Annotated in this window: 28 protein-coding genes and 2 pseudogenes; 26 read left to right on the top strand and 4 right to left on the bottom strand. The window is 38.4% G+C overall.

Annotated features, from left to right (window positions below):
* Positions 1-55: 55 nt before the first annotated feature.
* The 8 genes and pseudogenes from LJC66_RS13560 to LJC66_RS13525 all read left to right on the top strand — a co-directional run bounded on the left by LJC66_RS13560 (position 56) and on the right by LJC66_RS13525 (position 4,530).
* On the top strand, positions 56-511 hold the full coding sequence (locus LJC66_RS13560) for an immunity protein YezG family protein (protein WP_230932747.1): 456 nt from the start codon (positions 56-58) through the stop codon (positions 509-511).
* 53 nt (positions 512-564) lie between these two features.
* The gene (locus LJC66_RS13555) at positions 565-1,044 is read left to right on the top strand and encodes an antitoxin YezG family protein (protein ID WP_116740450.1); all 480 of its coding nucleotides are present in this window, start codon (positions 565-567) and stop codon (positions 1,042-1,044) included.
* Between the two features lie 90 nt (positions 1,045-1,134).
* Positions 1,135-1,603: pseudogene (locus tag LJC66_RS13550) on the top strand (SMI1/KNR4 family protein).
* Positions 1,604-1,716: 113 nt separating this feature from the next.
* Positions 1,717-2,094, top strand: a complete 378-nt coding sequence (gene cdiI, locus LJC66_RS13545) for a ribonuclease toxin immunity protein CdiI (protein ID WP_230932746.1) — start codon at positions 1,717-1,719, stop codon at positions 2,092-2,094.
* A gap of 139 nt (positions 2,095-2,233) precedes the next feature.
* Complete coding sequence (locus LJC66_RS13540) at positions 2,234-2,746, top strand: ankyrin repeat domain-containing protein (protein WP_230932745.1); 513 nt, start codon at positions 2,234-2,236, stop codon at positions 2,744-2,746.
* A gap of 243 nt (positions 2,747-2,989) precedes the next feature.
* A complete protein-coding gene (locus tag LJC66_RS13535; protein ID WP_230932744.1) occupies positions 2,990-3,520 on the top strand; it encodes an ankyrin repeat domain-containing protein in 531 nt (176 codons plus the stop codon).
* A 53-nt stretch (positions 3,521-3,573) separates the two neighbouring features.
* Positions 3,574-4,068: a hypothetical protein gene (locus tag LJC66_RS13530; RefSeq protein ID WP_230932743.1), complete on the top strand. Its 495-nt coding sequence runs from the start codon at positions 3,574-3,576 to the stop codon at positions 4,066-4,068.
* A gap of 27 nt (positions 4,069-4,095) precedes the next feature.
* Complete coding sequence (locus LJC66_RS13525) at positions 4,096-4,530, top strand: hypothetical protein (RefSeq protein WP_230932742.1); 435 nt, start codon at positions 4,096-4,098, stop codon at positions 4,528-4,530.
* Between the two features lie 112 nt (positions 4,531-4,642).
* Here LJC66_RS13525 and LJC66_RS13520 read toward each other — a convergent pair whose 3' ends face one another.
* Positions 4,643-5,518 carry a glycerophosphodiester phosphodiesterase gene (locus LJC66_RS13520; RefSeq protein ID WP_230932741.1) on the bottom strand — a complete coding sequence of 292 codons (876 nt, stop codon included), beginning with the start codon at positions 5,516-5,518 and terminating at the stop codon, positions 4,643-4,645.
* A gap of 268 nt (positions 5,519-5,786) precedes the next feature.
* Here LJC66_RS13520 and LJC66_RS13515 point away from each other — a divergent pair.
* From LJC66_RS13515 to LJC66_RS13500, 4 genes and pseudogenes are all read left to right on the top strand, one after another.
* Positions 5,787-6,506 (top strand): annotated as a pseudogene (locus LJC66_RS13515) (endonuclease V).
* A gap of 94 nt (positions 6,507-6,600) precedes the next feature.
* Complete coding sequence (gene uptA / locus LJC66_RS13510; RefSeq protein ID WP_014459791.1) at positions 6,601-7,194, top strand: undecaprenyl phosphate transporter UptA; 594 nt, start codon at positions 6,601-6,603, stop codon at positions 7,192-7,194.
* A gap of 134 nt (positions 7,195-7,328) precedes the next feature.
* Positions 7,329-7,613: a DUF3219 family protein gene (locus LJC66_RS13505; RefSeq protein WP_014459792.1), complete on the top strand. Its 285-nt coding sequence runs from the start codon at positions 7,329-7,331 to the stop codon at positions 7,611-7,613.
* A 14-nt stretch (positions 7,614-7,627) separates the two neighbouring features.
* Positions 7,628-8,623, top strand: a complete 996-nt coding sequence (locus tag LJC66_RS13500; RefSeq protein WP_230932740.1) for an LLM class flavin-dependent oxidoreductase — start codon at positions 7,628-7,630, stop codon at positions 8,621-8,623.
* A gap of 17 nt (positions 8,624-8,640) precedes the next feature.
* Here LJC66_RS13500 and LJC66_RS13495 read toward each other — a convergent pair whose 3' ends face one another.
* Positions 8,641-9,558, bottom strand: a complete 918-nt coding sequence (locus tag LJC66_RS13495; RefSeq protein WP_230932739.1) for an aminoglycoside phosphotransferase family protein — start codon at positions 9,556-9,558, stop codon at positions 8,641-8,643.
* A 92-nt stretch (positions 9,559-9,650) separates the two neighbouring features.
* Between LJC66_RS13495 and LJC66_RS13490 the strand changes: the two genes are divergently transcribed.
* Complete coding sequence (locus LJC66_RS13490; RefSeq protein ID WP_230932738.1) at positions 9,651-9,848, top strand: hypothetical protein; 198 nt, start codon at positions 9,651-9,653, stop codon at positions 9,846-9,848.
* Between the two features lie 131 nt (positions 9,849-9,979).
* Positions 9,980-10,393, top strand: coding sequence for a GNAT family N-acetyltransferase (locus tag LJC66_RS13485; protein WP_028408268.1), 414 nt, complete (start codon positions 9,980-9,982; stop codon positions 10,391-10,393).
* A gap of 40 nt (positions 10,394-10,433) precedes the next feature.
* On the opposite strand, the gene LJC66_RS13480 is transcribed toward LJC66_RS13485, so the two are convergent.
* Positions 10,434-12,020 (bottom strand): MptA/MptB family glycosyltransferase, encoded by a 1,587-nt coding sequence (locus LJC66_RS13480; RefSeq protein ID WP_230932737.1) that lies wholly within the window; start codon positions 12,018-12,020, stop codon positions 10,434-10,436.
* 154 nt (positions 12,021-12,174) lie between these two features.
* The gene (locus LJC66_RS13475; protein ID WP_014459798.1) at positions 12,175-12,711 is read right to left on the bottom strand and encodes an IseA DL-endopeptidase inhibitor family protein; all 537 of its coding nucleotides are present in this window, start codon (positions 12,709-12,711) and stop codon (positions 12,175-12,177) included.
* A gap of 292 nt (positions 12,712-13,003) precedes the next feature.
* Between LJC66_RS13475 and LJC66_RS27770 the strand changes: the two genes are divergently transcribed.
* From LJC66_RS27770 to LJC66_RS13420, 12 genes are all read left to right on the top strand, one after another.
* The gene (locus LJC66_RS27770; protein ID WP_013057357.1) at positions 13,004-13,126 is read left to right on the top strand and encodes a hypothetical protein; all 123 of its coding nucleotides are present in this window, start codon (positions 13,004-13,006) and stop codon (positions 13,124-13,126) included.
* A 299-nt stretch (positions 13,127-13,425) separates the two neighbouring features.
* Positions 13,426-14,661, top strand: coding sequence for a Zn-dependent hydrolase (locus LJC66_RS13470; RefSeq protein WP_195696847.1), 1,236 nt, complete (start codon positions 13,426-13,428; stop codon positions 14,659-14,661).
* A 166-nt stretch (positions 14,662-14,827) separates the two neighbouring features.
* Positions 14,828-15,466, top strand: a complete 639-nt coding sequence (locus LJC66_RS13465) for a response regulator (RefSeq protein ID WP_028408271.1) — start codon at positions 14,828-14,830, stop codon at positions 15,464-15,466.
* Positions 15,467-15,470: 4 nt separating this feature from the next.
* Positions 15,471-16,592: a sensor histidine kinase gene (locus tag LJC66_RS13460; protein ID WP_195696848.1), complete on the top strand. Its 1,122-nt coding sequence runs from the start codon at positions 15,471-15,473 to the stop codon at positions 16,590-16,592.
* Between the two features lie 101 nt (positions 16,593-16,693).
* Positions 16,694-17,632: an ABC transporter ATP-binding protein gene (locus LJC66_RS13455; protein ID WP_140450953.1), complete on the top strand. Its 939-nt coding sequence runs from the start codon at positions 16,694-16,696 to the stop codon at positions 17,630-17,632.
* 19 nt (positions 17,633-17,651) lie between these two features.
* On the top strand, positions 17,652-18,758 hold the full coding sequence (locus LJC66_RS13450) for an ABC transporter permease (protein ID WP_230932736.1): 1,107 nt from the start codon (positions 17,652-17,654) through the stop codon (positions 18,756-18,758).
* A gap of 1 nt (position 18,759) precedes the next feature.
* Positions 18,760-19,908 (top strand): ABC transporter permease, encoded by a 1,149-nt coding sequence (locus tag LJC66_RS13445; RefSeq protein WP_050690183.1) that lies wholly within the window; start codon positions 18,760-18,762, stop codon positions 19,906-19,908.
* A gap of 245 nt (positions 19,909-20,153) precedes the next feature.
* The gene (locus LJC66_RS13440) at positions 20,154-21,344 is read left to right on the top strand and encodes an iron-containing alcohol dehydrogenase (protein WP_230932735.1); all 1,191 of its coding nucleotides are present in this window, start codon (positions 20,154-20,156) and stop codon (positions 21,342-21,344) included.
* 45 nt (positions 21,345-21,389) lie between these two features.
* Positions 21,390-22,823 carry a GntP family permease gene (locus LJC66_RS13435; protein ID WP_014459806.1) on the top strand — a complete coding sequence of 478 codons (1,434 nt, stop codon included), beginning with the start codon at positions 21,390-21,392 and terminating at the stop codon, positions 22,821-22,823.
* 226 nt (positions 22,824-23,049) lie between these two features.
* Positions 23,050-23,376 (top strand): IDEAL domain-containing protein, encoded by a 327-nt coding sequence (locus LJC66_RS27955; RefSeq protein WP_013057348.1) that lies wholly within the window; start codon positions 23,050-23,052, stop codon positions 23,374-23,376.
* 118 nt (positions 23,377-23,494) lie between these two features.
* Positions 23,495-24,067 (top strand): DJ-1/PfpI family protein, encoded by a 573-nt coding sequence (locus LJC66_RS13425; protein WP_013057347.1) that lies wholly within the window; start codon positions 23,495-23,497, stop codon positions 24,065-24,067.
* Positions 24,068-24,137: 70 nt separating this feature from the next.
* Positions 24,138-25,250 (top strand): CdaR family transcriptional regulator, encoded by a 1,113-nt coding sequence (locus LJC66_RS13420; protein WP_042992088.1) that lies wholly within the window; start codon positions 24,138-24,140, stop codon positions 25,248-25,250.
* Positions 25,251-25,365 lie beyond the last annotated feature (115 nt).

Here is a 25,365-nt window from a genome sequence, read left to right as displayed (position 1 = left end):
AGGGAAGATTTTACAAGCGTAGAATTAAAAGTTTATAAGCGAGGTGCAACATCATATGAAAGAATTTGAAGACCGATTCAGTGAACTCCAAGCTGATATGATATCAATTTGTATAGAATATATTGACGATAGAGCCGACAAAGTGTATATCTATGCTTCGTGTGAAGGAAACATTATCGCTAGTAAGTTTTTTTATCTTATTAACAATCAATATGTAAAATCTCATCAAGTGAACGACGCCTTAGAGGATGAGGATGAAAGATATGATACATCTCCGAAAAGAGGATTTATGGTATTAGATATTTTAAATGAAGATATTGAAAAAATTGAAGCGCTGTGTAAAGAAAATAACAGAGACATGCCAACGGAGATGAAATTAATTTATGATGTGAAGAGCGGCCACTTTACAGCGGAATACAATTACGAGTTGGTTTATACAAATGATGATGTTAAAACCGCTAGTTATAATGCTAATGAGTGGTTTGAAAAGGTGAAACGTAATAGGCTTTAATATTTTGCTAGGGCTTCTTAGGCAATTTAACAAGGCAGCAGGAGGAATGTTAGATGAACGAAGAAAAAGTGAATAAGCTATATCAAGACATGGGCAATATCGTAATAGAGACCATTCCAGAAGCGTGTTCTAAAGTTTATCTTTATGGTGAAGTTGTTGATGGTGCCCAAACAGCGTACTTCTATTATTATCCTAATAACAGTGATGAAATTATATACAGTCATGACATTCCTGAAATTTTTGCTGTAAGTGAAGAAGACTATGTTAAACAATGGAACAAATTATTAGACTGCATCCAAGAATTGTGGAAAGTGTTTACCGGAAGTGAGAACCAAGAGCCATGGACCAGCTTCACTTTAATTTTTAATCACAAAGAAACGTTTACGATTCAATTTAATTATGATGATCTTTCAGCCGCAGATTCCCATGCTAGGAAGACAATATGGAAATATGAATACCTTGGTATCTTGCCAAAAAGTAAGCTAGGACAAAAGCATCTAAAGAGATATCTCGAGGCTGTAAAAGATAGATAAAAAATGAACAGCTTATAGTGTAATTCATTATGTTAAATATACATATTTCAATAGGGAATGAAAGAATACTACAGAGAAGGAGTACATTCAATGGAAATAAAAAAAGATTCAATCATTTATCCCTTACCATCAGATAATTTACTAGCTGAAAAGGAAGCGTTTTGGAGAGTGAAATTACCTTCAGACTATAAACAAATGATAAAAAAATAACGGGGCTTCTCCAGAAGCAAAAGTTTTTAAAGTGAAGAGTCATAGCTATGTATTAATAAGGTTTTTATGTATTCTTGAAGCCCCAGAGAACAATGAAGCTGGTACGTTTGATATTGATGTAACATGGACTCAATTAGAGGATCGGCTTACAGATGATGGAGATTTATTGGGAGTAGCTTTATTACCAATCGCGACTTTATTTGCAGGAGATTTTGTGTGTTTAGGTTATAGAAATTCAAGAGATAACCCTAGCGTTTGTGTATGGGATCATGAAAATTCTACTGAGCTTGAGCCGAACACGTACCCTGTTGCAGATACATTCAAAGAATTTTTAGCTATGCTTCATTAATCCGCAGCTAAAGTAGGGCATGAAAATAATTGTGGATTTTTTGAGGCTCTCATAGAAGTAGGCGTGATCAAATAGTAAATGTTGATTCAATTAATTATAAAAAGGGGATACGAATGAAGAAGATCGTAGAATTATTTCATGATATAGATTGTACGTTGTCTCCCATGATAAGTTTTTATAGCGCTTTATCAGATCAAAAATTTTTAAAAGTCTTACGCTATTTTTCAGAGGAAACTGGTTATGGAAATGAGTACCACATTTGTACATTTTTAGACGACTTAGAGCCGTGGGAAGAGGGCTATGTTGAAAACGGCATTGAATTTCTAGACGGTACGGGTGACACTGACAAAAGTGTTATTGTCGATTATGAAACGTTTTTAACTTACTTGCACAAAATTTGCCACGTATATATGGAAGATCATGCCCATGATAAAGAAAAAGTGATGGCTCTTTTACATAAAATCAAACAAAATCATAGTAATGAAGACTAGTAGGAGTATATAAAGAAGCAACGAATCGAGTCTTGCTATAGACAATAAGCTCCCCACACTACAGCGCATCACACCAAGCAGAGAGACGATATATTTTGGAGAGGATTCTACAAGGTAGAAAGTAGAGGGAAAACGAAAAATGGAAACAACTCACATAGCAAAAGCTATTAGAGGTGCTATAAAAGGTCGTCACTTAAATAAAGTAAGAGACTTATTTGAGAAAAATCCAGAAATGTTAACATTGGTCACACCTTTTGGCACATGGCTACATGTAGCGACAGCTCATGGTCATTTAGAAATTGTACAATACCTTATTCGTGCTGGAATAGATGTGAATGCACAAGGAGGAACTTTTTCTACCAATGCCTTAGAAAGAGCGGCTGCAAAAGGACATATAGATATTGCTAAGTATCTTATTAACCATAATATTGAACTTGATATTAGTGAACCAGATAGAAATCCGCTGTTTGCTGCCATATATAACGGTCATTTTGAGATGGTTAAACTGTTAGTTGAGAATCATATTAATATATCGATTACATACTCTGGTGAAAACATGAAAGAAATGGATGCTTACACATTTGCGATTGAACGAGGACAAATAGAAATTGCTGAATATTTAAAGCAGAAGGTGGACAGTAAATGGTTTTGAAAGATGTATAGAGAATGCGAATAGTTACATAGAAAGATTAACTTCTTTATTAAATGATGATACGAATAGAAAAACAGTGAATGATCTGCGAACAAAAGTGTTAAAAGAACTACAAGTATGATAGTGAAGTTCACTGACCACAACTATTTAAAAGTAAAAACGGTAGAAACAGCTAAATTATTGAGGGAGATGTCTACATTAAAACACGGCAATAAAGGGCAACTAAATTAAGGGGGATATGCTTTGAAGAAAAACAGCGTCAATAAAGCAATAAGAAATGCAATTAAACGTGGTGACATTAACTCAGTCAAAGAATTAATAGGTAGTAATAAAGCAATTCTACACACCATGACTCCATTTGGCAGCTGGTTGCATATAGCAGCAAAAAAAGGACAGATGGAAATAGTAGAGTATCTAGTGCATAAAGGAATCGATGTAAATACAAAAGGTGATATATTTGATGCTTCTCCCTTACGAGTGGCAGCAGGTGAGGGGCATGTAGATATAGTACAGTACTTAATCCAATCTGGAGCAGAATTAGATGTAAGCTCAGCAAAAAGAAATCCATTGTTCGCAGCAATTTACGGTGGTCATAAAGAAGTAGTTGAACATCTAGTTGATCAAGGTATAGATATTTCCGTTCAATATACCGGAGAGAATATCGAGGATATGGATGTGTACCGATATGCTAAGGAATTTGGACAAATAGAAATTGCTGAATATTTAAAGCGAAAGCTGAATGAAAAAGTACAAAAGAGAGTGCTTAAAGATTAATTAAATCGTATATAACAGGTCACAAAGCTAATAAAAGCAAGGAGGTCCATCTCATGCTAGAACCCATATATGCTGAAAACGTAATTGTCGGAGTGATACATAAAAAGCAGTTTCAATGGTATGTGACCGACCGAGAGCTATGGTATTTGGATTATGTGAAGTTTGCACAAGCTTTTGAAAATGAAGGTGATTCAGCCGTTGACGAGTACATTGAACCTGAACGAAAAGGAATCGAAGTTCTCAGCAGTGAAAATGCTGAGCTTTTTTTACAACGTATAGAGTCGTATCAAGCAGACGCAGCTACTCTTTTAAAGCTGTTTGAAAATAAAATAGAAAGCGTAGATGAAGAAGATGTATTAGACTTTAGCCCTTCGTTTTTAGTGAACTTTGATCAAAAAACGTTCTACTCACTGTTTCCTGAGCCGGCTTCATTTGAAGAATATGTTCCAAGCGATTGGGAAGGAACGTATGAAGACTTTACAGGTTTGATTCCAGAAATAGAAAAGTATTGGGTAAATAAGGACGGAGAAAATTTATTTGAGCTGTGAAAGCAAACAGGGCATGGAGGGATAACGTTGTTTCGTGTTCAAACATTCATTAAGCGTCCAGATATTTTGATTACCGATTTATCATCTCTATATGAAAAGGAATCGCACTATTTTATCGAGATATCAAATGAAGCAGAACTCATTCGTTACGGTAATCAGCTTGATTTTACTTGCCTTGAAGGAGCCATTAAGCTCGAATACTACGGTGAGCCGCTCCTTGATGTATCTGCATGGGACGTTATAGATGAGATGTGGCTTTATTTGTTGAATGCAATGGAGAGTTTAAAAGAGACCGGGTATGGAGAGATGAATTTTCCAGATCAAGCGTTAGTATTAACCTTAAAATCGGCTTCTGAACAGTTTGTACTGTATACCTTTCATACATCTCCTCCCGTAAAAGCAGTGCTTCCGAAACAAGACTTTTTTATGATAGTGTTAGGAGGAGCGGAGCAGTTTTTTTAAACGATGGAGAGATGTTTTAAAGGGAACTTTCAGTATTTCAATGAAATTAAACGTATTGAAGCGTTAAAAAGGCAGTAAGGAAGACGAGGTTACTAGTAAAAAACTACAGGAACTATGGCCACATTGTAACGGCAAGTGTAATTACTCGGCGTGCGCTGCCTTTTTCGAGCTGTTGTCCGATAGCACTTGATGTTTGCACCCAATTCACTTCATCAGGATAATTCGTAATCACTCCGTCACTTTTTGTTTTCCACAAAAATGAAGCGGGAAGCCGCTTGCTTCCAGACCACGGCGATATTTTCATTCCGGCAGAATGAACTTGGTGGATAAGAGCAGGCGTTAGGATGTCATAGGACGGGTTAAAGTAAGTGGCAAAGTCAGCAAATTGCCGGATTGAGTTTGGGTTTGTATCTCGCTGTGAAGAAGTTAGTATGCCTATAGGAACGTTTGGGAGAAGCTCATGCATTTTTTTCATGGATGAAATGTTAAAAGACTGAATGATAACGTGATCGAGCTTTCGCTTGTTGATTTCAAAAGCTACTTTTTTTTCAATTCCAGGATAAAGTTCCGGGGCTTTTAATTCTATTAATATACCGATTTTTCCTTGAAATTCATCTAACACTTGCGAAAGAGTTGGGATTTTTTCATTCGCAAACGAATTGTCTTTCCAGCTTCCTGCATCCAAGCGCTGAAGCTCCGCGTACATTAACCCTTGAATGTGTCCGCTTCCGTTTGTTGTTCGGTCTACGGTACGGTCATGCATAATAACGAGTACACCGTCTTTGCTTTGCTGCACGTCAAGTTCAATGTAATCTGCATTCATTTCTAGCGCTTGGTGAAAAGCAGCCATTGTGTTTTCAGGTGCGTAAGCGGAGGCTCCTCGGTGCGCGATATTTGTAAGTTTTTCTTCCGTGCGTGCAAAAGCAGAAGAGGCGATTGAACAGCATAATAAGGCGACTGCGCTTAGACCAGCTAAATATTTTTTCATCACGTTTCTCTCCTATGCGTTAGTATAGAAATAGCGTAACGAAAAAATGTGATGCTGATATAGAGAAAGTGTGTAGAAAGCGTTGACATTTCGTAAAGAAAAATAGGGATTTTTTCATGATGATGTTTACAAAAAATGCGTAAACGAATAGCGATTTTAATCAAACGTTAAGGAAACAGCGCTATAATAGAAGGTGTGAAAAAAAGAATAGGAATTTCTTAGAAAATAGTTGTATAATAGGTGAGTCAGTCAATGAAAGGAATGGAACATGGATATTCAGTACATACATACGTTTACGATGCAAACGAAAGAGGAGTGCCGGACGCTTCAGCAAAAGCTAAAACCACAAATTGATTTAACATCACGCGTCAAAATGACGCATATACATAACTGTGCTGGTGTTGATGTTGCGTACTGAGAAGAAAACGGCATATCTCACGGAGCGTGCAGCATTGTAGTGGTTGATTATCAGACGAAAAGCATTGTGGAAAAAGTGCACAGTGTAGGAGAAGTAACGGTTCCTTATCTTCCTGGGTTTCTAGCTTTTCGAGAGCTTCCTTTAATTCTTGAAGCGGCTAAAAAACTTCAAATAGAGCCCGATGTGTTTTTATTTGATGGCAACGGATATTTGCACTACGAGCACATGGGAGTAGCCACACATGCTTCGTTTTTTCTCAATAAACCTACCGTTGGAATTGGGAAAAGCTATTTAAAGATCAAAGGACATGATTACGTTATGCCTAAAGATACAGCAGGCGCTTATGAAGATATTGTGATTGATGGCGAAGTTTATGGTAGAGTAGTAAGGACAGCCAAAGGGGTAAAGCCTATTTTTCTGTCGTGCGGAAACTATATTGATTTGGACATGTCATATCAGCTTATGATGCATTTTATTTCAAAAGAAAGTAAGCTTCCGATTCCGGTCCGCCTAGCAGATCTGCATACGCATGAGCTGCGGAAAAGGTACCGGCAGTCAACGGGGAAGTAAGCTGTTCATAATGAGTTCATAGTTTCCTTTTATACTGATGGTTGGAATATAGTAGTAGTGTAAAATTATTAAAGAATGAGTAAGGTGATTAAAGGTGAGTTCATTTATTACGAGTATTTTGGATTTTTTAACGAGCCTTGGCTATTTAGGTATTGCGCTCGGCTTAATGATTGAAATCATTCCAAGTGAAATTGTACTAGCCTACGGGGGGTATATGATTTCTCAAGGCATGATTAGTTTTCCTGGAGCAGTCATTGCCGGAATTATTGGCGGAACGATTGCACAGTGGTTTTTATATTGGATTGGAGCCTACGGAGGACGTCCGTTTCTTCAAAAATACGGCAAGTACTTATTCATTCATGATAAGCATATTGATCTTGCGGAAAACTGGTTTAATAAATACGGCGCGGGCGTTGTTTTCTCCGCCCGTTTTGTCCCGGTTGTTCGACATGCAATTTCGATTCCTGCAGGTATTGCTAAAATGCCGTTTTGGAAGTTTACGTCTTTAACCGTGTTAGCGATGATTCCTTGGTCGATTTTATTTATTTACTTAGGCGGAAAGCTAGGCGAGAACTGGGCGAACATTGAAGACGTAGCAAGCAAATATACGCTTCCGTTTGTGGTTGCGGCATTTGTGATTATTGTTCTTTATTTCGTATTCAAACGCACGCGTACAAAGCGCGTATAAGATCGTTTTTGGACTACAAGCATGGCAAAAAGCCATGCTTTTTTTGCATGAATAAAAACAAGCTCTTTTATTTGCTCATGACTTCTTCAAGTGCTATTATTTTTCATACGCACTAAAAAAGGAGACGATTTAACGTGGTACAAGAAATTGTATTAAATGATACACCTATTCAAATTTACAGCTATGAACAAGAAATTGTAAAAGGCAAAACAAAAGTTTCAGTTGATTTTAAAGTAACAAGTGAGGAATATCATGATATTACTACACTTTTATATAAGGGTACTTTTCATGTAAATGTCCCGGAAGAAGATCTCGATTTTCAAGGAACGATTCATCAGTACTCTACGTCTTTTACAAATTTATATGAAAAAGGCCAGGTAGGGGATTTTTCATTAAGTTTAATTGAAGTGAACGAATAAGGAGCAGATGCGTGATGAAAGTAAGTATACTCGACCAATCGCCCGTTTCATCCCATCAGACCCCAGCGGAAGCGTTAGAAGCATCGATGCAGCTGGCCAAAGCGGGTGACAAGCTTGGCTATGAGCGCTACTGGATTGCAGAGCATCATGATTTGTCTGGACTTGCCTGTTCGGCTCCTGAAGTGATGCTTGGCTATATCGGCGCACAAACTAATAGAATTCGAATTGGATCGGGAGCGGTGCTGCTGCCTCACTACAAGCCGTATAAAGTAGCTGAAACGTATAACATGCTCGCAACGCTGTTTCCAGGGCGCGTTGATTTAGGGATTGGACGCGCGCCGGGTGGATCGGCTGAAGCAACAAATGCACTGTCGGATAACTTCTTGCAGCAAGTATTTAAAATGCCTGAACTTGTTAAAGAGCTTCTGCAGTTTTTAGACGATAAATTTCCGGCTGAACATGAATACGCAAAGCTTTCAGCTTCGCCGCTTCCGCCTGTCTCTCCAGAACCGTGGCTGCTTGGCACAAGTAAAAAAAGTGCTGAGCTCGCTGCTAGAAACGGAATAGCCTATACGTTTGGCCAGTTTATGAGTGAACAAGACGGTTCAGCTATTATTGATCAGTACAAACAGGCATTTCAGCCAAGGCGGAGCGGGAATCAGCCTTATGCAATTGTCACTGTATCGGTCATTTGCGCTGAAACAACCGAGCAAGCCCATCGCATCGCAACGAGCTCACTCGTATGGAAAATTCAGCAGGATAAAATGGAAGCAAAAGGCGTGCCTTCTATTGAAGAAGCGGCCAGCTATCCGCTTACAGAAGAAGCAGAGAAAAAAATGAAGAAGATGAAAGAAGCCATAATTATCGGAAATCCAGAAGAAGTACACGTCCGTCTTCAAGAAGTTCAAGCACGCTACGGAGCGGATGAACTCATGCTTGTCACCATTACGCATGATCCGGCTGACCGATTAAAATCATATGAGCTTGTCGCAGAGAAATGCAAAAAATAAGAGCCGAATTTCGGCTCTTATTTTTTATGCCCGTAATAGTACTCAAATAAGTGCTGAAATGCTTCTATAGCGCTTGAAAAAGAAGCGATGCCTTGGCGGTCCTCTATTAACCAGCACGTGGCTATTACAGAATGAGCGTATCCCCACAGTAAAATGCGTTTTTTATTTACGTTCAGTTCTTTTACAAATATATTGATTCGATGGTCAATTGTCTCTGCTACGTTTGTCTTAGGCAGATGATTTAAAAGAAAAGGGATAATTTCGTACTCTTTTTCTCCAATCAACCCTTTTGGATCAATTATTTTCCACGCCTCACCAGACTGTAAGATGTTATCATAATGCAAGTCTCCGTGAAGCAAAAAAAGCTGCTGAGAAGTCCGGTTTAATTCAGAGAAAACGGCTAGCGCGTGTTGAAGCGTTTCGGAAGAAAGAAAATCAATGCCGCTTGGATACATTTGTGTATACTCTCGAAGCTGCTTTTCTCTTTTAACGGCTGTTGCTTCGATAGTGGAGTCTGATTGAGGCATGCGCCACAGAGATTTCATGAGCCGAGCAGCGATTAACACAGCTTCGTCTTTAGTTGATAAAGAGGAAAGCGGGCATCCGGGAGACAGCTTTTCAAGCAGTAAAATGCCTTTTTCAACATCGCTGTCCACTATTTTTACCGTGTTCTCACCAGCTATTGCTGTCAGTGCTTCTTGCTCATGAAGCAGCTCTGAAGGCTCTACAAAGAGTTTGACAACTAGTTCGCTTCCATCTGCTTTGCGCGCAGGAGCAACAAAGTGGTAAGAAAGGGGAAAGTGACTGTGAATGTTGATACGCCAGCGCTCTTCACAGTAGCGAATCAGCTGAGGAAAGTCAGTTAGCCACTTTTGACCTTTATGAGAGTGAAGGTGAGTAATCGTATCACAAAACGTTTGAGGCAACGTATGCATGCGTTTGTCTCCTTTGTTGTTTCCAATTTTTTCTGATAAACTCATCATATACAGTCTATATAGAACCTGTAAAGAAGGAGGAGATCCTACATATGAAGAAAAAGAAGGTGAAATCCCCTTGGGCTCTTTCGGGGTTCCCGGTTTATATCATTGGTTTTTCACTTTTACTTGCTGGAAGCGCACCGGAGTGGCTAGAAACGGTGAGTAAAATCATGATTGTTCTTGGAGTCATTTTGCTTATAATTGCAGGAATTGATCTTAAAAAACGAAAAAAATCAGTACAAGCCTAAAAAACTGCCGTTTGGCAGTTTTTTTATTTGGAGAAAGGGTAACAAGATAACTAGATAAAAATGTTGAATTATTATTCTATTTGATGTATAAATATAATATAGAAAGCAACGGTATTGAAAGGAGAATGAACGTGTCCTACGTAATAAAAAAAGAGGTTCCGCTATTTGAGCAGTTTGCAGCTTTGCATGAAGCGAGCGGATTACATAAAAGTAAAAAAGGAAATTATACAAAAGAACAGCTGTTTGAAGCCGCAGCCAACAGCTGGTTTAGAGTCGGCATTTATGACAATGACCGATTAATTGCATTCGGCCGTATGATTTCAGACGGAATTTACCAAGCGCTTATTTGTGACGTGATGGTAGATCCCACATACCAAAATAAAGGGCTTGGAAAGCAAATTATTCAAGAGCTGTTGACGAAATGCCAAGAAAGCGGAATTGAATCGATTCAGCTGTTTGCAGCAAAAGGAAAGCATCATTTTTATAAAAAATTAGGGTTTCAAGAAAGAGAAGAAGACGCGCCAGGCATGTCGCTTGTTATATAAAAAAGCTCAGTGATCAATCATACTCACTGAGCTTTTTGTATTATGCCGTTTTTAAAACCGTACTTTTTTGGACTAAATTCCAAGCAACTTTTACTAAATAAACAACAAGCAAAACGTTTAGCATCGACGTAGCAAACATAGAAAACGGGTATGACGTGCTGTTTTGCATATTACTGTCGCCGTATAAAACAAAAAAAGTGTTCATAAAAATACTGATGCTAAATCCAAGGGACAAGTAAAGCAAGTTTTTGTCTTTTAAATAAATATAAGCCACTAAAGCAAGCGCTGCTGCTGGAAACAAGTAGCGTTCATGCATGCTTGAAGAAAACGTAAATACCCCGGAAATTTGAATAAGCGCTGCAAGAGCGGCGTATTTAAAGCTCCGTCCTTTTATATAAATAAGCCAGGAAAAAATAGTCGTCGCGACGATAAAAATAAGTCCCCACGTATGATAGCTGAAAAACAGCAGCATTGCAGAGCTGTCTTTATAGTTTGCGCCTAGTAAACTATAAAAGTTATAGGCGTTAACAGAGGCATACGGGTACTCTCCAATGGTGGATGAGAATAAATCAATAATCCACGCAGGACTTTTTCCAGCTGAAAAAGGCAATAAAATCACCCCAGCAGTGAGAGCCGCCGTTAAAGCAATTCCGAAGAAATGTTTCACTTGCTTCAGGCGAATGAGTTCAAAAAACAAAATAGGCAGGATAATAATCGCCTGCGGCTTCATTAAGACCGCTGCTGTAAAAATAACGGCCGACGCGTAAATTCTTTTTTCCGTAATCATCACAATCGCTAGGACAATAAGCAAAGTAAAAAATGAATCGACTTGCCCCCAAAATGTTGAATTAACTAAAATGGCCGGATTAAATAAATATCCAATTGCTAACAGATAGGCAAAAGAAGGTGCCAAGTATTTACGAGCTAAACGATAGAGTAAATAAGATGTGACAACATCTGCTAAAATAGGCGGGATTTTAATCAACAGCGAAAAATACTGCTGAAAATCTGGTAAACTGCCAACTTTCCCAACGATAAACAAGATATAAATATAAAACGGCGGATAATCGCTTCCGCTTTTAGCGTAGAAATTTGAAAAATGATTAGCCGCAACCGATGCCCAGTTTTTGAAAAGCGACGCATCCATATGAGAGCCTACCCACGGAATCAGCGCAATCCGAATAAATAAACCAGTGCCAAGTAATGACCATAAAATAACGCGAGAATGCCCTATCGAATGATGCCATTTCTTTTTCTTTACTAATCCGTAAACGAAAGCTGCTGCTATAAAAAAGCCCACCGTATAAAGAGCTAGCGGCGTTTCATAGTCTTTATTAGCTCCTTGACTTCCGGCACCGTTATCCATAGATAGATTATGAAAAGGCGTTACGTGTTCTCCGGAATTGCTGGGTGAAGCAGGACCGTTTCCTGAAGGAAGACGATGATCTCTTGAGTTATTATCAAGAGCAGATATACCATTCGTAATCTTTTTTAACTGATGACTTTCTTGAATTGAAAATAAATGTTCTTCTCCTTTATAGTGTGATAGTGAAACGATACTGAAAACAAATGCTAAAAGAAAAGCAGCCATTACGATAAAAGCCGTTCTTTTTTGTAGTATGTTCATATAAAATCCTCCGATGACAATGTATCGAATAAGTAGTAGTGTGTATCCATACTATAAGGGGAGTTGGTGAAAATAAAGTGAAACTTCTTTAATAAAGAGCGGAAGAGAGAGCATAAAAAAACAAGGCCTGAGAAGACCTTGTTTTTTATATTGCTTATAGTACAGCGTCAAACTTATTTACTTTCCACTGTGAACCAGATTTATAAAATGTAACGGTGCGTTTTACACTTCCTCCGTCAACTGTTGGAACCGTAAATTGATAAGAGCGAACATCGGCACGTTGATAAGTTAGTTTTGCTTTTGCTTTGTTCCACTCTAGCATGCTGAATCCGTCACCGACAGGACGAGCAAGCTTTCCGTTATATGTGATGTAGCGATAATTTGTTAATCCTTTTTGAATAGCACTGTTTGTAAACGTTTCAGATAAGTAGCTTACTAGTTTGCTTTTTGTATTAAAATCTTGACAAAGATATGAGTACTGAGTGCCTTTATAATTAAATGTTTTTTGAGTACATAAATTGCCTTTAGATCCATGAAGTGCATTCCAGAAATGGTTGCTTGCGTTTGCTGCAATTTTTACCGCATTAGTCGTTGATAGATTTTGTGATGCTGCTTGAGCTGTAACTCCTGTGCTTAGTGAAAAGAAAAGAGCAAGTGATGCTAAGATTATTCCAAATTTTTTCATTTCCATTTCCCTCCTACTCATTCATTGAAATATATGTAACATTCATGCTGTTAATATTACAATTGTTACATTTATATTACAATACTTCTTTAAAGAAATAAAGAGTATTTCTTATATATGTTTGAATTATTCCCGTATTTTCTTAAATAAAACGTAGAATTAAAAGAAAACATATAAACAGTATGTCAATTATGTGTCACATATTTCGTCGCTTTACAACTTCGTATATAATAGGAATAAACCGACCAATATGCTGATGTAGATAAATAGGTCAGGCACAAAAGGAGAACGTAGACTAATGGGTGTTTCAGAAGTAACATCAGGAATTATTATTACCACTGCTGTAATTGCTATTGTGATTATTACAGTCGGTGTTTTGGCTACAATGATTGCGATTGCGAAGAAAGCAAATAAAAAGTAAGTGTGTAGAGGAGAGTTAGTATAATAACTAATTCTCTTTTTTTTGAAAAAAACCTATCGCTATTTTTATAATAAAAATGCATAAATAACGCGTGCATTATTCATAGAAAAAAGCAGGAAATTTACGTTTTGAAGCTAATAGATACATAAGGCAAACTGCGCACTTTCATTATAAAAATAATGGAAGGGGTTCTAACAGACTTCAAGTGATATCGCCTATTTTATGTCATAATGAATGATATTCATTAACACCGCACCTTAGACGCACTTTATGACCAAATAATGAGGAGAGTGGTTGAGTTGCAACGACAAAAAGTAGCAGTGAATGGAGAAAGGTTAAAAAATACGCTTGAACAATTTGCCGAGTATGGACGAACACCTAATAACGGTGTAACCCGCTTAGCGCTGTCAGAAGAAGATCGCTTAGCACGAGATTATTTTTGCTCATGCTGCCGGGATCTTGGAATGGATATTAAAATTGACGATCTTGGATGTATTTACGCCACGCTTGAAGGATTAGAAGATAAGCCGCCTGTTGTGATTGGCTCACACATGGACAGCGTAAAAAAAGGCGGAAGGTTTGACGGAATCCTCGGTGTAGTTGCAGGATTAGAGTTAGTAAGAACGCTGGTTGAGCATAATATTAAGCCGAAGGTGCCGATTATGATTGTTAACTTTACGAATGAAGAAGGAGCGCGTTTTGAGCCTTCTATGATGGCTTCAGGTATTTTATCGGGCAAGTTTCAAAAAGACGTTATGATGAAGAAGACAGATGTTGACGGCGTGACGTTTAAGCAAGCCCTTCAATCATGCGGATATGAAGGCGATACGAGTAGCCGTCTTACTGAAGCATCGGCATTTGTAGAATTACATATTGAGCAAGGGCCTATTTTAGAAAGAGAAGCCAAATCAATCGGTGTAGTCGAGTGCGTGCTAGGAATGGTATGCTATGAAATTGAAGTTACCGGGGAGTCAGATCACGCTGGGACGACGCCGATGGATATGCGGAAAGACGCACTTTTTGCAACTAATAACCTGATTGCTGAAGCTCGTCATGAGCTCGGCAGATTGGATTCAAATTTAGTCTATACAATGGGTCGTATGAACGTACTGCCTAATATTCATACGGTTATTCCAAATAAAGTTATTTTTTCGCTTGAAGCGAGACATACGGATGAAGATGTCATTGCATCTGTGGAAAAAATTATTCAATCACTGCCTGATCAAGCAGAGCTGTTAGAAGGCTGCGAAGTGAGGGTGACCAAGCTTTGGGGTCGCGATACCGTGTGGTTTGATAAAACGGTTTGCGATGAAGTGGAAGAGTCGGTTCGTTCGCTTGGGTATTCCTATAAGCGAATGGTAAGCGGAGCTGGACATGACGCACAGTTTTTAGCTAGCTATATTCCGACGGCTATGATTTTTATTCCGAGCGTAAACGGAAAAAGTCATTGTGAGGAAGAGTTCACTCCTTGGGAAGAATGTGAAAAAGGTGTAAACGTACTTTTAGAGACGGTGATGAAGTTAGCTCAGAAGTAATGAGATAAAAGAGTAAACCTGCGGAGGTTTGCTCTTTTTTAGTGCTTAGAAAGACTCGAACTATTGCATTGAACTTTTGGTTTATTATGGATACAATAAATGAGAAGCATGCGGACGGATGTGAAAGAAGGATGTGAAAAAAAGTGAGATGTTCTCACTTAAAGAAATGAAAATTACTATTATTATTGCAGATGATAATTCGTTTATCCGAGAAGGAATGAAAATTATATTAAATACATATGAAGAATTCGACGTTGTCGCTACTTTAAAAGATGGTCAGGAAGCCGTTCAATATTGCAAGAATCATTCCGTCGATATTGCACTGTTAGATGTAAGAATGCCTGTCATGGACGGTGTAGAGGCTACAAAACTTATTTCAGAGTCAACGAAAGCAAAGCCGCTTATTTTAACTACGTTTGATGACGATGAATACATTATTGATGCTGTAAAAAACGGAGCTAAAGGCTACTTGTTAAAAAATACAGAGCCAGAGCGCATTCGAGACGCAATCAAAAGTGTCTTCAACGGCCATACGGTTCTGCAAGATGTTGTGCTTGATAAGATTAAATCAAGTTTAAACGCTGCAACTGAGCGCGAGTCAAAAGCGGATATGACACAGTTTACCGAGCGTGAAACGAGCATTATGACGCTGATTGCCAAAGGGCTTTCGAACAAAGAAATTTCTAAAACACTTTTTATTTCAGAAGGTACCGTAGCAAACTATATTAGTTCGATTTTAAGTAAAACGGGACTTGAGCATCGTACTCAAATTGCTATTTACTATTTAACCGGTAAAGGGAAGTAGGGCTATGGAAGTCGGATTAATGATGACTAAGCTCATCCTTATACTGTTTTTGGCTATTACGTACATTCAGTTTAATTATGTACACTCGATTTCAGCTATTGTGTTAGCACTGCTTCTTTACAGCTGTGTTAACATTGCAGCGTCCATTGTGAAAAAGAGAGTGTTCAAGCGTATGTTTATTGTTAGTTCAATTGTCCTTATTCTATATTGTGCGTATAAACTTCATCCTTTGTTTTTTCTTCTTTTTCCGCTAAACCTTTGTGAGCTTATTGGAGAATCAGTCGTGAAAAAATGGATGGTGCTGCTGCTTGTTTTGCTTCCAATACTGCTTGTTCCCTCTGATATTAGCGCGCTGTATGTGTTAGTCGCTGCGTTTACTTTCTTTATTTATACAGGAGCAGCTCTCTATCAAAAGCGGACAATCAATTATGAACAAAAGCTCGATGAAATGAGAGTAAGTATGCAAAAGCTGCAAAAGCACGTGAATGAAAATAAAGAGTATGTGAGGCAATCTCAATATGCTTCAAAATTAGAAGAGCGAAATCGATTATCGCAGGAAATTCACGATAAGATTGGACATTCAATGACTGGAGCACTTATTCAAATGGAGGCAGCAAAGCACGTAATGAAGCATGATCAAGAAAAAGCGCTGTCTCTTCTTCAAAATGCGATTACAATTTCGAAAGAAGGCATTGAAGAAATCAGGTTAACGTTAAAAAGCATAAAGCCTCCCGCTGAGCAAATAGGAATCAGCAGGCTTAAATTATTTATTGGTGAATTTGAGGCTAAACATAGTATTGCAATGCCTCTTGTATACAAAGGGAATTTGGATCTTATCACTCCTCTTCAGTGGAAAATTATCCATGAAAATATAACGGAAGCTATTACGAATGCCTTAAAATATGCAGAAGCAACGATGATTGCCATTGAGCTTCATGTATTAAATAAAATGGTTAAAGTAGAAGTCAAAGACAATGGAAAAGGCGCTCACTTGTTTCAAAAAGGCCTTGGCATAGCAGGAATGGAAGAACGAGCTGCTTCCATTAACGGGACGGTGATTGTTGACGGGACAAACGGGTTTTCTGTTACCACGCTGCTGCCGATAGGTGAGAAACTTCATACATAAATAATGAGATTTCTCATGGAGAAAAGGTGAACTTATGCACTGACGTAAGTTTGCCTTTTTTTCATAAAATAAGGATATACCAACACACTAGAGGTGAAATGATGAACGTATTATCGATTCAAAAATTAACAAAGAAATTTGGAGATTTTATTGCGGTAGATAATTTGTCTTTACAAGTAGAAGAAGGAGATATATTCGGCTTTTTAGGAACAAACGGAGCAGGAAAAAGCACAACGATTCATATGGTTGCTAGTCTGCTTCAAAGCAACAGCGGGGATATTGAAGTGCTGGGGAAAAATATAAAGAAGCACCGAAATTTTGCAAAGATGAACATCGGGATTGTTCCGCAAGACTTAGCGATTTATGAAGATTTGACAGCATATGAAAATGTGAAGTTTTTTGCAGGACTTTACGGATTAAGAGGCTCACTGCTTAACGAACGAGTCGAAGAAGCTTTAGCATTTGTAGGGCTTTTGGATAAACAAAAGGCGTATCCGAAAAGTTTTTCTGGAGGAATGAAAAGAAGGCTAAATATCGCATGCGCAATTGCTCATCGCCCAAAGCTTATTATAATGGATGAACCGACGGTGGGCATTGATCCTCAGTCACGAAATTATATTTTAACATCTGTAAAAAAGCTAAATGAAATGGGAAGCACAATTATTTATACGAGTCACTACATGGAAGAAGTAGAAGAGGTATGTACAAAGATTGCGATTATTGATCACGGCAAAATTATTGCTGAAGGAACAAAAGAGCAGCTGAAAGCGATTATCACCGATACAAAAGATATTTGGATTGAAGTAAAAGAAGCGGACGATATAGATTGCAGCGGTCTAAAAGACATTCCGGGAGTAACAGCCGTTACGTATGAAGATGGAATCATTAAAATTAATTCAAATGCTGAAGTGAATAACTTGAACAAAGTCATTCAGTATTTAATGAGCCACCATATTGAAATTAAAGCAGTCAAGGAGCAAGCGCCAAATTTAGAGACGGTCTTTCTGACGCTCACAGGACGCAGTCTAAGAGATTTATAAAAGAAAGGAGGAATAACGAATGAATATTATTGCAATTGCTTTGAAAGAAATGAAAAGTGATCTGCGAGATAAGCGTGCATTTATTTTTATGATTCTCTTTCCGCTAGCTCTTGTCCTTATTTTAGGAACAGCTTTGTCTCAAGCTTTTAATAACGACATGACGATAGACGATAGCTATGTTCTCTATAAAATCGACACGAGTAATGAACAATCTGCCGCATTTAAGCAGTTTGCTGCAAACGCAGAAAAATCCGGCATTCACTTTAAAGCGTTGAAAAAAGATCAGGATGGAAAAAAAGAAGTAAAAGAGCAGCGTTATACAGCTTATGTAGAAGTGAAAGACGGAGACATTGATCTCTACGGAAATGAAGAAAACAGCATTGAATTTAACGTGGTGCAAGGTATGTTAAGCACGTTTACGGATAAGTACAACGTGGCGATGGAAGTGGCAAAAGTAAATCCTCAGCAAGTGGAGAATCTGCTGCGTGCGTCTAAGCATGACTATATTCAAGAAACATCCCTTCATTCTCAAAAACAGCCCAATTCAATAGACTACTACGCTATTTCAATGACAACCATGATTGTTTTGTACGGATCTATCTCAGCGAGTTATTTAATTAGAGGAGAGCGTATGCGAAATACGGCCTATCGATTAGTAGCCGCTCCGATTAAAACCGCTGAAATTTTTGTCGGGAAAATTTTAGGTACTGTTTTGGTTCACACTATTTGTGTATTAGTGGTGATTATGTCGACTAAATACTTTTTTGATGCGAATTGGGGAGATCATTTACTCTTAGTACTCGTAATGTTAGTATCTCAAATTCTTTTTGCTATTAGCTTTGGACTAGGAGTTAGCTACCTTACGAAGACAGAAGCGGCGTCAAGAGCAATTATTATGGTTGTGATTCAAGTGTCGTGTATTGTGGGAGGAACCTATTTTCAAAATGGATCTGGAGAAGGCTTCGTCAATGTATCACCTTTAACCTGGATGAATAATGGACTTATTAAATTGATTTATACAAATGATATCGGCGCTTCTCTTTCAGTTATCGGGTTGAATGTAGGCTTCTCTATTTTATTCTTGGGCACAGCCATTGTGCTTTTGAGAAAAAGAGAGGGGTTATAACATGAAAAACATCATGTGGCTTGTCACAAATATGCTGAGAAATATGCTGCTTAGAAACAAAAGGACGCTTGTGCTTGTTATTGGTTTGCCTATTGCAGGGGTTTTAATGTCCGTTCTTATTTATGGAAATGCAGGAGGGACTTCGGTGAATATCGGAGTTGTCAATCACGATTCAACGGATATTACAAAAGATACCGTTCAGTTTTTAAAAGGGCTGCATAAAACAAATGTTAAAATGCTTACGGACAAAGAAGTGGATCATGAGATTACGTCAAAGAAAGTTGATGCGGTTATTACTTTTGAAAAAGGGTTTTCTGACAGCGTCAAAGCGAACAAACCAGATCATATTACAATCACTTCAATAAAAGGAGCAGAAGTAACGAGCTTTATTAAGTCTTATCTGTATCAATATATTGATAATATTTCTGCGCTGAATCAAGCTGCTGAAGGCGACGATGCTGCGTTTAAACAAATGTATGAGAATTATCAAAAAGCGCCATTCCACGTCTCTACGCACGCCCTTGAAGACAAAGGAACCGATCAAAATATTGTCAAGCAGACAATTGGGTATTTAATTATGTTTATGCTTTTTTCTGCGGTAAATTTATCGGCTCTTATCACAAAAGAAAAAGAGCAGCGAACGTATTTTAGACTGTTAGCTTCGCCAGTTAGCGCAAGGCAATATGTGATATCCAATGTTATTACAAATATGATTTTATTAACTCTGCAAGTAATGATTACACTTGTGTGTATTACGACTTTTTTTCACGTAGATATGAACATTCCCGTGTGGCAGCTGTTTTTTATTTTAGTTTTGTTTGGTCTAGTAGCCATCGGCTTGTCTCTTGTAATTATCGCTTTTACAGAAAGTTCAAAAGCAGCGAATGGTCTTCAGACGCTTATCATCACGCCAACTTGTTTACTGTCCGGCTGCTTTTTCCCGCCTGAATTTATGCCGGATGTGATGCAGAAAATAGCCGACTTTCTTCCTCAAACGTGGGTATTAAGTACGTTAAAAAGTGTTCAACAAGGAGCTGATTTAAGCAGCCTATGGTTAAATATCAGCATTTTACTAGCTTTTGCACTTGTTTTTTTCCTGCTGTCTATTTATAAATTAAATCGAAATAATACTGTTCAAAAGTTTATTTAAATGGTAAAGTCAGAGAATACCTCTGGCTTTTTTTGTAATTTTTAAAAAGTTACAAAAAAAGATTGAAAAATATAAGATGAAATTTTAGAATGAAAGAGGAAAGGGGTATACAAAAAGAGAATAAATAGGGGAGAAAAACGAAGTTCATGTTGGTTTTTTGCACAAATAAATGAAATCGCTTACATAAGTCAGCATGAAAATACGGAAGGAGAGATTGTCAGCGAGATAACAAAGGGGGAAAAACAGTGGGAATTTATGAACTACTTGTACCACGCACGGTTTTATATGGAGAAGGATCATTTTCTAAAATTGGAGAACAGGCTGCACTGCTTGGGACAAAGGCATTGCTTATAAGTGATGACGTTATGGTGAAAGCAGGCAATGTAGAAACTTGCCGTCGTTACTTAGCAGAGGCTGGCATGGACTGTGCCGTGTATACAGGCGTAAATTCAGAGCCGACAGATATTCATCTAGATCAAGCGCTTGCCATATGTAAAACGGAGCAGTGCGATGTGGTTATTGCCTTAGGGGGAGGCAGCTGTATCGATACTGGAAAAGCGGTTGCCATTATGATGACAAATGAAGGGCATCTACGAACGTATTTTCAAAATCAACAAGATTTTCAAGATAGTCCTCTTCCGTTGGTTGCCGTGCCTACGACTGCTGGAACCGGATCAGAAGTGACGAAAGCGACGGTTATTACAGACACGGCGTACGATGTAAAAATGATGCTTGCAAGACCTCAATTATTACCTGATACAGCCATTGTTGATCCGTTATTAACGCTATCATGTCCGAAACACGTAACGGCAGCTACAGGAATTGATGCACTCAGTCATGCAGTGGAAGCGTATTTGTCTAAAAAAGCACATCCTTTTACAGATTCACTTGCGCTTCAAGCAATTGAGTTAATCATGAAAAATATTCGTCTTGTGTATAGGAATGGAGAAAATGTTCAAGCAAGAAACGAAATGGCCTATGCTTCTATGCTGGCAGGAATGGCGTTTTCAAATTCATCTGTTGCTCTAGTGCACGGTATGTCAAGACCTATTGGCGCGTTATTCCATGTGCCGCACGGTATTTCTAATGCGATGCTCCTGCCTGCGGTTTTGGACTATACAAAAGAGGCTTCAATCGATCGTTTAGGTGAAATAGGACAAGCTCTTTTTCCGAACGTATCATATACAAAAAAAGAGGGAGCAGATGTGTTAATTGAAGCCATCAAGCAGCTTTGTATCGACTTAGAGATTCCTAATCTTCAATCGTGGGGCATTGATCGCCAGCTATTTTACGCGGCGGTTGAGAAAATGGCAGCGGATGCGATTCAAAGCGGAAGTCCTGCTAACCATCCAGTTGTACCGACGGCAGAAGAAATTATCCAACTGTATTACACGTGCTATGAATATGAGTTTGAGTCTGCACTTTATAAAAAATAAGATAAATTCAAAACAAATTGAATAAGGGATGAAAGGGGAAACGTTATGGATTTGCTGATTATTTTGCTGTCTCTGGGGCTTTTGATGCTGGTTGCTTACCGCGGATTTTCAGTTATTTTGTTTGCTCCACTTTGTGCGCTGCTAGCCGTTATTTTAACGGAACCAAGCTATGCACTCCCGTTTTTCTCAAACGTTTTTATGGAGAAAATGGTTGGGTTTATTAAAAACTACTTCCCTGTCTTTCTATTAGGAGCGGTTTTCGGGAAGATGGTTGAAATGTCTGGAGTCGCTGAGTCGATTGCGAAAACAATTGTTAAAGTCGTAGGGGCTAAACGTGCGATCTTGGCGATTGTTTTAATGGGAGCAATCTTAACCTACAGCGGCGTAAGTTTATTCGTTGTTGCGTTTGCAGTTTATCCGTTTGCAGCTAACTTATTCCGCGAAGCGAATATTCCAAAACGATTAGTACCGGGAACGATTGCATTAGGAGCTATTTCGTTTACCATGGATGCACTTCCAGGTACACCGCAGATTCAAAACGTTATTCCAACGACTTTTTTTAAAACAGACATCTATGCTGCTCCGACACTGGGGATTATCGGATCGGTTATTGTCTTTAGCTTAGGTCTTTGGTATTTGGAAAGTCGAAGCAAAAAAGCAAGAAAAGCTGGAGAAGGCTACTACGGATTTAATAATGAACTAGCGGCTGCTGCAGAACTAGAAAAAGAGTCAGTGCCTTCTACAGAACCTAAGTATGAACCTAGCGTAGCAAGACAGATTTTAGCATTTGTTCCTCTTGTGCTTGTAGGGGTTGCAAACAAATTTTTTACTGTTTCTATTCCAAAATGGTATCCAGAGGGTTTTGATTTTGCCAAAATTGGCCTTGAAGCGTTCGGAAAAGTAGATTTAACCGCGGTTGTTGGTATTTGGTCAGTGGAATTGGCACTTGTTATTGGAATTATCACAACGATTGCGTATGATTGGAAGCGAGTGACCACCGGTTTCCAAGCAGGTCTTAATGCAAGTATTGGCGGAGCGCTTCTTGCTGCGATGAACACGGGAGCTGAGTATGGCTTTGGAGGCGTTATTTCATCTCTTCCTGGGTTTGCAGCCGTTCGTGACGGTATTTCACATACATTTACAAATCCGCTTGTCAATGGAGCCGTTACGACAAACATTTTAGCGGGTATTACAGGCTCTGCTTCTGGAGGTATGGGAATTGCGCTTAGTGCGATGGGAGATAAGTATGTAGAAGCTATTAATCAGTACAACATTCCTCCTGAAGTTATGCATAGAGTTGTAGCGATGGCATCAGGCGGTATGGATACGCTTCCTCATAACGGAGCCGTTATTACACTGCTTGCCATTACCGGGTTAACCCACAAGCAGTCTTACCGAGATATTTTTGCCATCACTATTATAAAAACGCTTGCATGTTTCTTAATTATTGGAATCTACAGCTTAACTGGACTCGTATAACCAGTAAAGAGGTTGAGAAAAAAGTAGTTTCGTTGAAGAAAGATCCGAACGATGAATTGTTCGGATCTTTTTATTGTTGCAGTGATTTAGTTGCATATTAAGATTTTTGCTCTAAAACAGATTCTTTGACTTTCTAAACTGTAAGTATTATGATTACACTACTTTCTGCAGTACTATATGCCGTTACATTAATTCTTAGCATGTTTATGAAGAAAGGAGAATGACTGTGAAGCTATTTGAAGGAAATTTAAAAGTAGGCGACTGGGTCAAAGGAAAGTCTCGCGACGGTGAACTTATATACGGATATATTAAAACGATTAATCCATCTAAAAAAGCAGCACTAATCAACGTTGTGAAAAGTGATGATGAAAAAATGGTCGGCACAACCATTGGCATGATGGATGAAAAAATAGAAAAGCTGCCCCTTCAAAAAACGGCGCACGAAGAGCAAATTCTTTCATTAATTGATCTCGCGCTGCTAACGAAAGACGAAGCTTGGTTTATTGAATTAACAGCTGAATTAAAAAGATTACAAGATAAAAAGCAAGGCTGACATTCCTGATAAGGAATGAAGGCCCTGCTTTTTTTATTATTCCTAGGGGAAAAGCAGGAATGGAAAGCAGCTTGCGAGAAGAAGTAAATGACGACATTAAAAGAAAAGGTGATAAAAGATGAGTAAACGTGTCTTGATTTTAACAGGAGATGCCGTGGAGGCTTTAGAAGTTTTTTATCCGTATTATCGCTGTTTAGAAGAAGATATTCAGTGTACCATTGCTTCTCCAGTGAAAAAGAAGCTCCAAACGGTTGTTCATGATTTTCTTCCAGAAATGGAAACATTCACAGAAAAAACGGGATATAAAATTGATTCTCACGCTTCTGTAGATGAAGTGGATCCCGCTGATTTTGACGGACTTATTATTCCTGGAGGACGAGCGCCTGAATATATTCGAATGAACACAAAAGTTCAGGAAATTGCCGCTCATTTTTTAAAAGAAAACAAACCTTTAGGCGTTATTTGTCATGGTCAGCTCGTGTTAACGACGGTTAGAGAGTATCTGCAAGACAGAGAAGTGACAGCGTATCCTGCTTGCCGTCCGGAAGTAGAAGCGGCGGGTGCAGTATTTGTTGAACAGACGCTTCATGTAGACAGAAACTTAGTAACCGGACAAGCTTGGCCAGATTTACCTAAATTTATGAAAGAATTTTTTAACGTGCTAAAAAAAGCTGAAAAAGTGAACGCATAATAAAAAAGCGGGCTGAGAGAAAAGAATTCTTTCAGCTCTTTTACATGATGATAGGTGAGGTGTAAACAACGTGCAGCTTGTGTCTGAACTTTCGAAGAAAATTATAAAAGAAGTGCAGCTTGTGATGAAAGAACATGTAATTGTAACAGATCCAAGTGGAATTATTATTGCGTCAACAGAAGAAAAACGGGTTGGTTTTTTTCACGAAGGCGCGTGGAACGTGATGCAAAGAAAGCAAAAATTATATATATCCAAAAAAGAAGCAGCGGATTTAAAAGGAGTTAAGCCTGGTATTAACTTGCCTATCAGTTATCAAGGAGAGATTATTGGGGTTATTGGCATTACAGGTACTCCAGAAGCCGTTGAGCCTTTTGCAGATATTATTCGAAGATTAACAGAGTTAATTATTCGTGAGGCATATTACATAGAAACAAAGGAATGGGAAAATAAAGGAGTGGAAGCTTTTTTTCGTGAATGGATTTATAGCCAGCAGGTAGATGCAGAATTTATTGAACGAGGCCATATTTTAGGAGTACAAGCAGACAGTGCTTATTGCTGCACGCTGTTTCAAATTGATTCATCTCTTTCGAAAAATAAGCAGCAGCAGGTACAAGAAACAATTCGCTACTGGTTTGAAAGTCATAAAGCTGACGGAGATTATATCGCAAACTGGGGATATGATCGTTTGCTTTTACTGAAAGAGGCGGTAGGTGAAAAGGCAAGGCATGGATTTAAAGAAGAATTAAAAAAATGTCAGCAGTACATTCAAGCAAACAACCAAGTTATGGTAACTATTGGTGTAGGAAAGTCAGCGGAGCAATTTAATTTGCATGCTTCATATGAAGAAGCGAAAAAAGCGCTTAAAGTGGCTTCAAAACGTCAAACCGTTGTTTTTTATGAGGAACTGCTGATGGACATGATTTTAGAAGACGTTTCTAAACCTGTAAAAAAGGAATTCTTGAGTCGAGTGCTTTCCACTCTCTTAAAAGAAAAAGAGCTGCTTGAAACGCTGAAGTGCTATTTGGCCAATGATCAATCATTAAAAAAAACGGCAGTTGATTTACATATTCATATTAATACGCTTCATTACCGCTTGAAGCAAATAAAAGAGCTCACAGATATTGATCCTAAAAGCGTAAAAGGTATTACGCTTTTTTACCTTGCGCTATCTTTACTAGAGTGAAGTGCGTCCTTCGTTGGATAAACATACAAAAAAAGAGTTTTTAAAGCGCTTTTTTTTAGTTCTTTATCTATAGTCCCTCGTTGCTTCTGTAACTATAATAAGAGTAAGAGATACA

It is taken from the genome of Priestia sp. TSO9 (assembly GCF_021029645.1).
Lineage (GTDB): Bacteria > Bacillota > Bacilli > Bacillales > Bacillaceae_H > Priestia > Priestia megaterium_E.
Note: the sequence above shows the minus strand (reverse complement) of the source record. Positions and strands in the feature narration are given on the sequence as shown.

Coding starts and splice junctions, on each gene's coding strand:
- LJC66_RS13560 (WP_230932747.1), top strand. CDS start 56: ATGAAAGAATTTGAAGACCGATTCAGTGAACTCCAAGCTGATATGATA.
- LJC66_RS13555 (WP_116740450.1), top strand. CDS start 565: ATGAACGAAGAAAAAGTGAATAAGCTATATCAAGACATGGGCAATATC.
- cdiI (WP_230932746.1), top strand. CDS start 1,717: ATGAAGAAGATCGTAGAATTATTTCATGATATAGATTGTACGTTGTCT.
- LJC66_RS13540 (WP_230932745.1), top strand. CDS start 2,234: ATGGAAACAACTCACATAGCAAAAGCTATTAGAGGTGCTATAAAAGGT.
- LJC66_RS13530 (WP_230932743.1), top strand. CDS start 3,574: ATGCTAGAACCCATATATGCTGAAAACGTAATTGTCGGAGTGATACAT.
- LJC66_RS13520 (WP_230932741.1), bottom strand. CDS start 5,518: ATGAAAAAATATTTAGCTGGTCTAAGCGCAGTCGCCTTATTATGCTGT.
- LJC66_RS13500 (WP_230932740.1), top strand. CDS start 7,628: ATGAAAGTAAGTATACTCGACCAATCGCCCGTTTCATCCCATCAGACC.
- LJC66_RS13495 (WP_230932739.1), bottom strand. CDS start 9,558: ATGCATACGTTGCCTCAAACGTTTTGTGATACGATTACTCACCTTCAC.
- LJC66_RS13490 (WP_230932738.1), top strand. CDS start 9,651: ATGAAGAAAAAGAAGGTGAAATCCCCTTGGGCTCTTTCGGGGTTCCCG.
- LJC66_RS13480 (WP_230932737.1), bottom strand. CDS start 12,020: ATGAACATACTACAAAAAAGAACGGCTTTTATCGTAATGGCTGCTTTT.
- LJC66_RS13475 (WP_014459798.1), bottom strand. CDS start 12,711: ATGGAAATGAAAAAATTTGGAATAATCTTAGCATCACTTGCTCTTTTC.
- LJC66_RS27770 (WP_013057357.1), top strand. CDS start 13,004: ATGGGTGTTTCAGAAGTAACATCAGGAATTATTATTACCACTGCTGTA.
- LJC66_RS13465 (WP_028408271.1), top strand. CDS start 14,828: ATGAAAATTACTATTATTATTGCAGATGATAATTCGTTTATCCGAGAA.
- LJC66_RS13460 (WP_195696848.1), top strand. CDS start 15,471: ATGGAAGTCGGATTAATGATGACTAAGCTCATCCTTATACTGTTTTTG.
- LJC66_RS13455 (WP_140450953.1), top strand. CDS start 16,694: ATGAACGTATTATCGATTCAAAAATTAACAAAGAAATTTGGAGATTTT.
- LJC66_RS13450 (WP_230932736.1), top strand. CDS start 17,652: ATGAATATTATTGCAATTGCTTTGAAAGAAATGAAAAGTGATCTGCGA.
- LJC66_RS13445 (WP_050690183.1), top strand. CDS start 18,760: ATGAAAAACATCATGTGGCTTGTCACAAATATGCTGAGAAATATGCTG.
- LJC66_RS13435 (WP_014459806.1), top strand. CDS start 21,390: ATGGATTTGCTGATTATTTTGCTGTCTCTGGGGCTTTTGATGCTGGTT.
- LJC66_RS13425 (WP_013057347.1), top strand. CDS start 23,495: ATGAGTAAACGTGTCTTGATTTTAACAGGAGATGCCGTGGAGGCTTTA.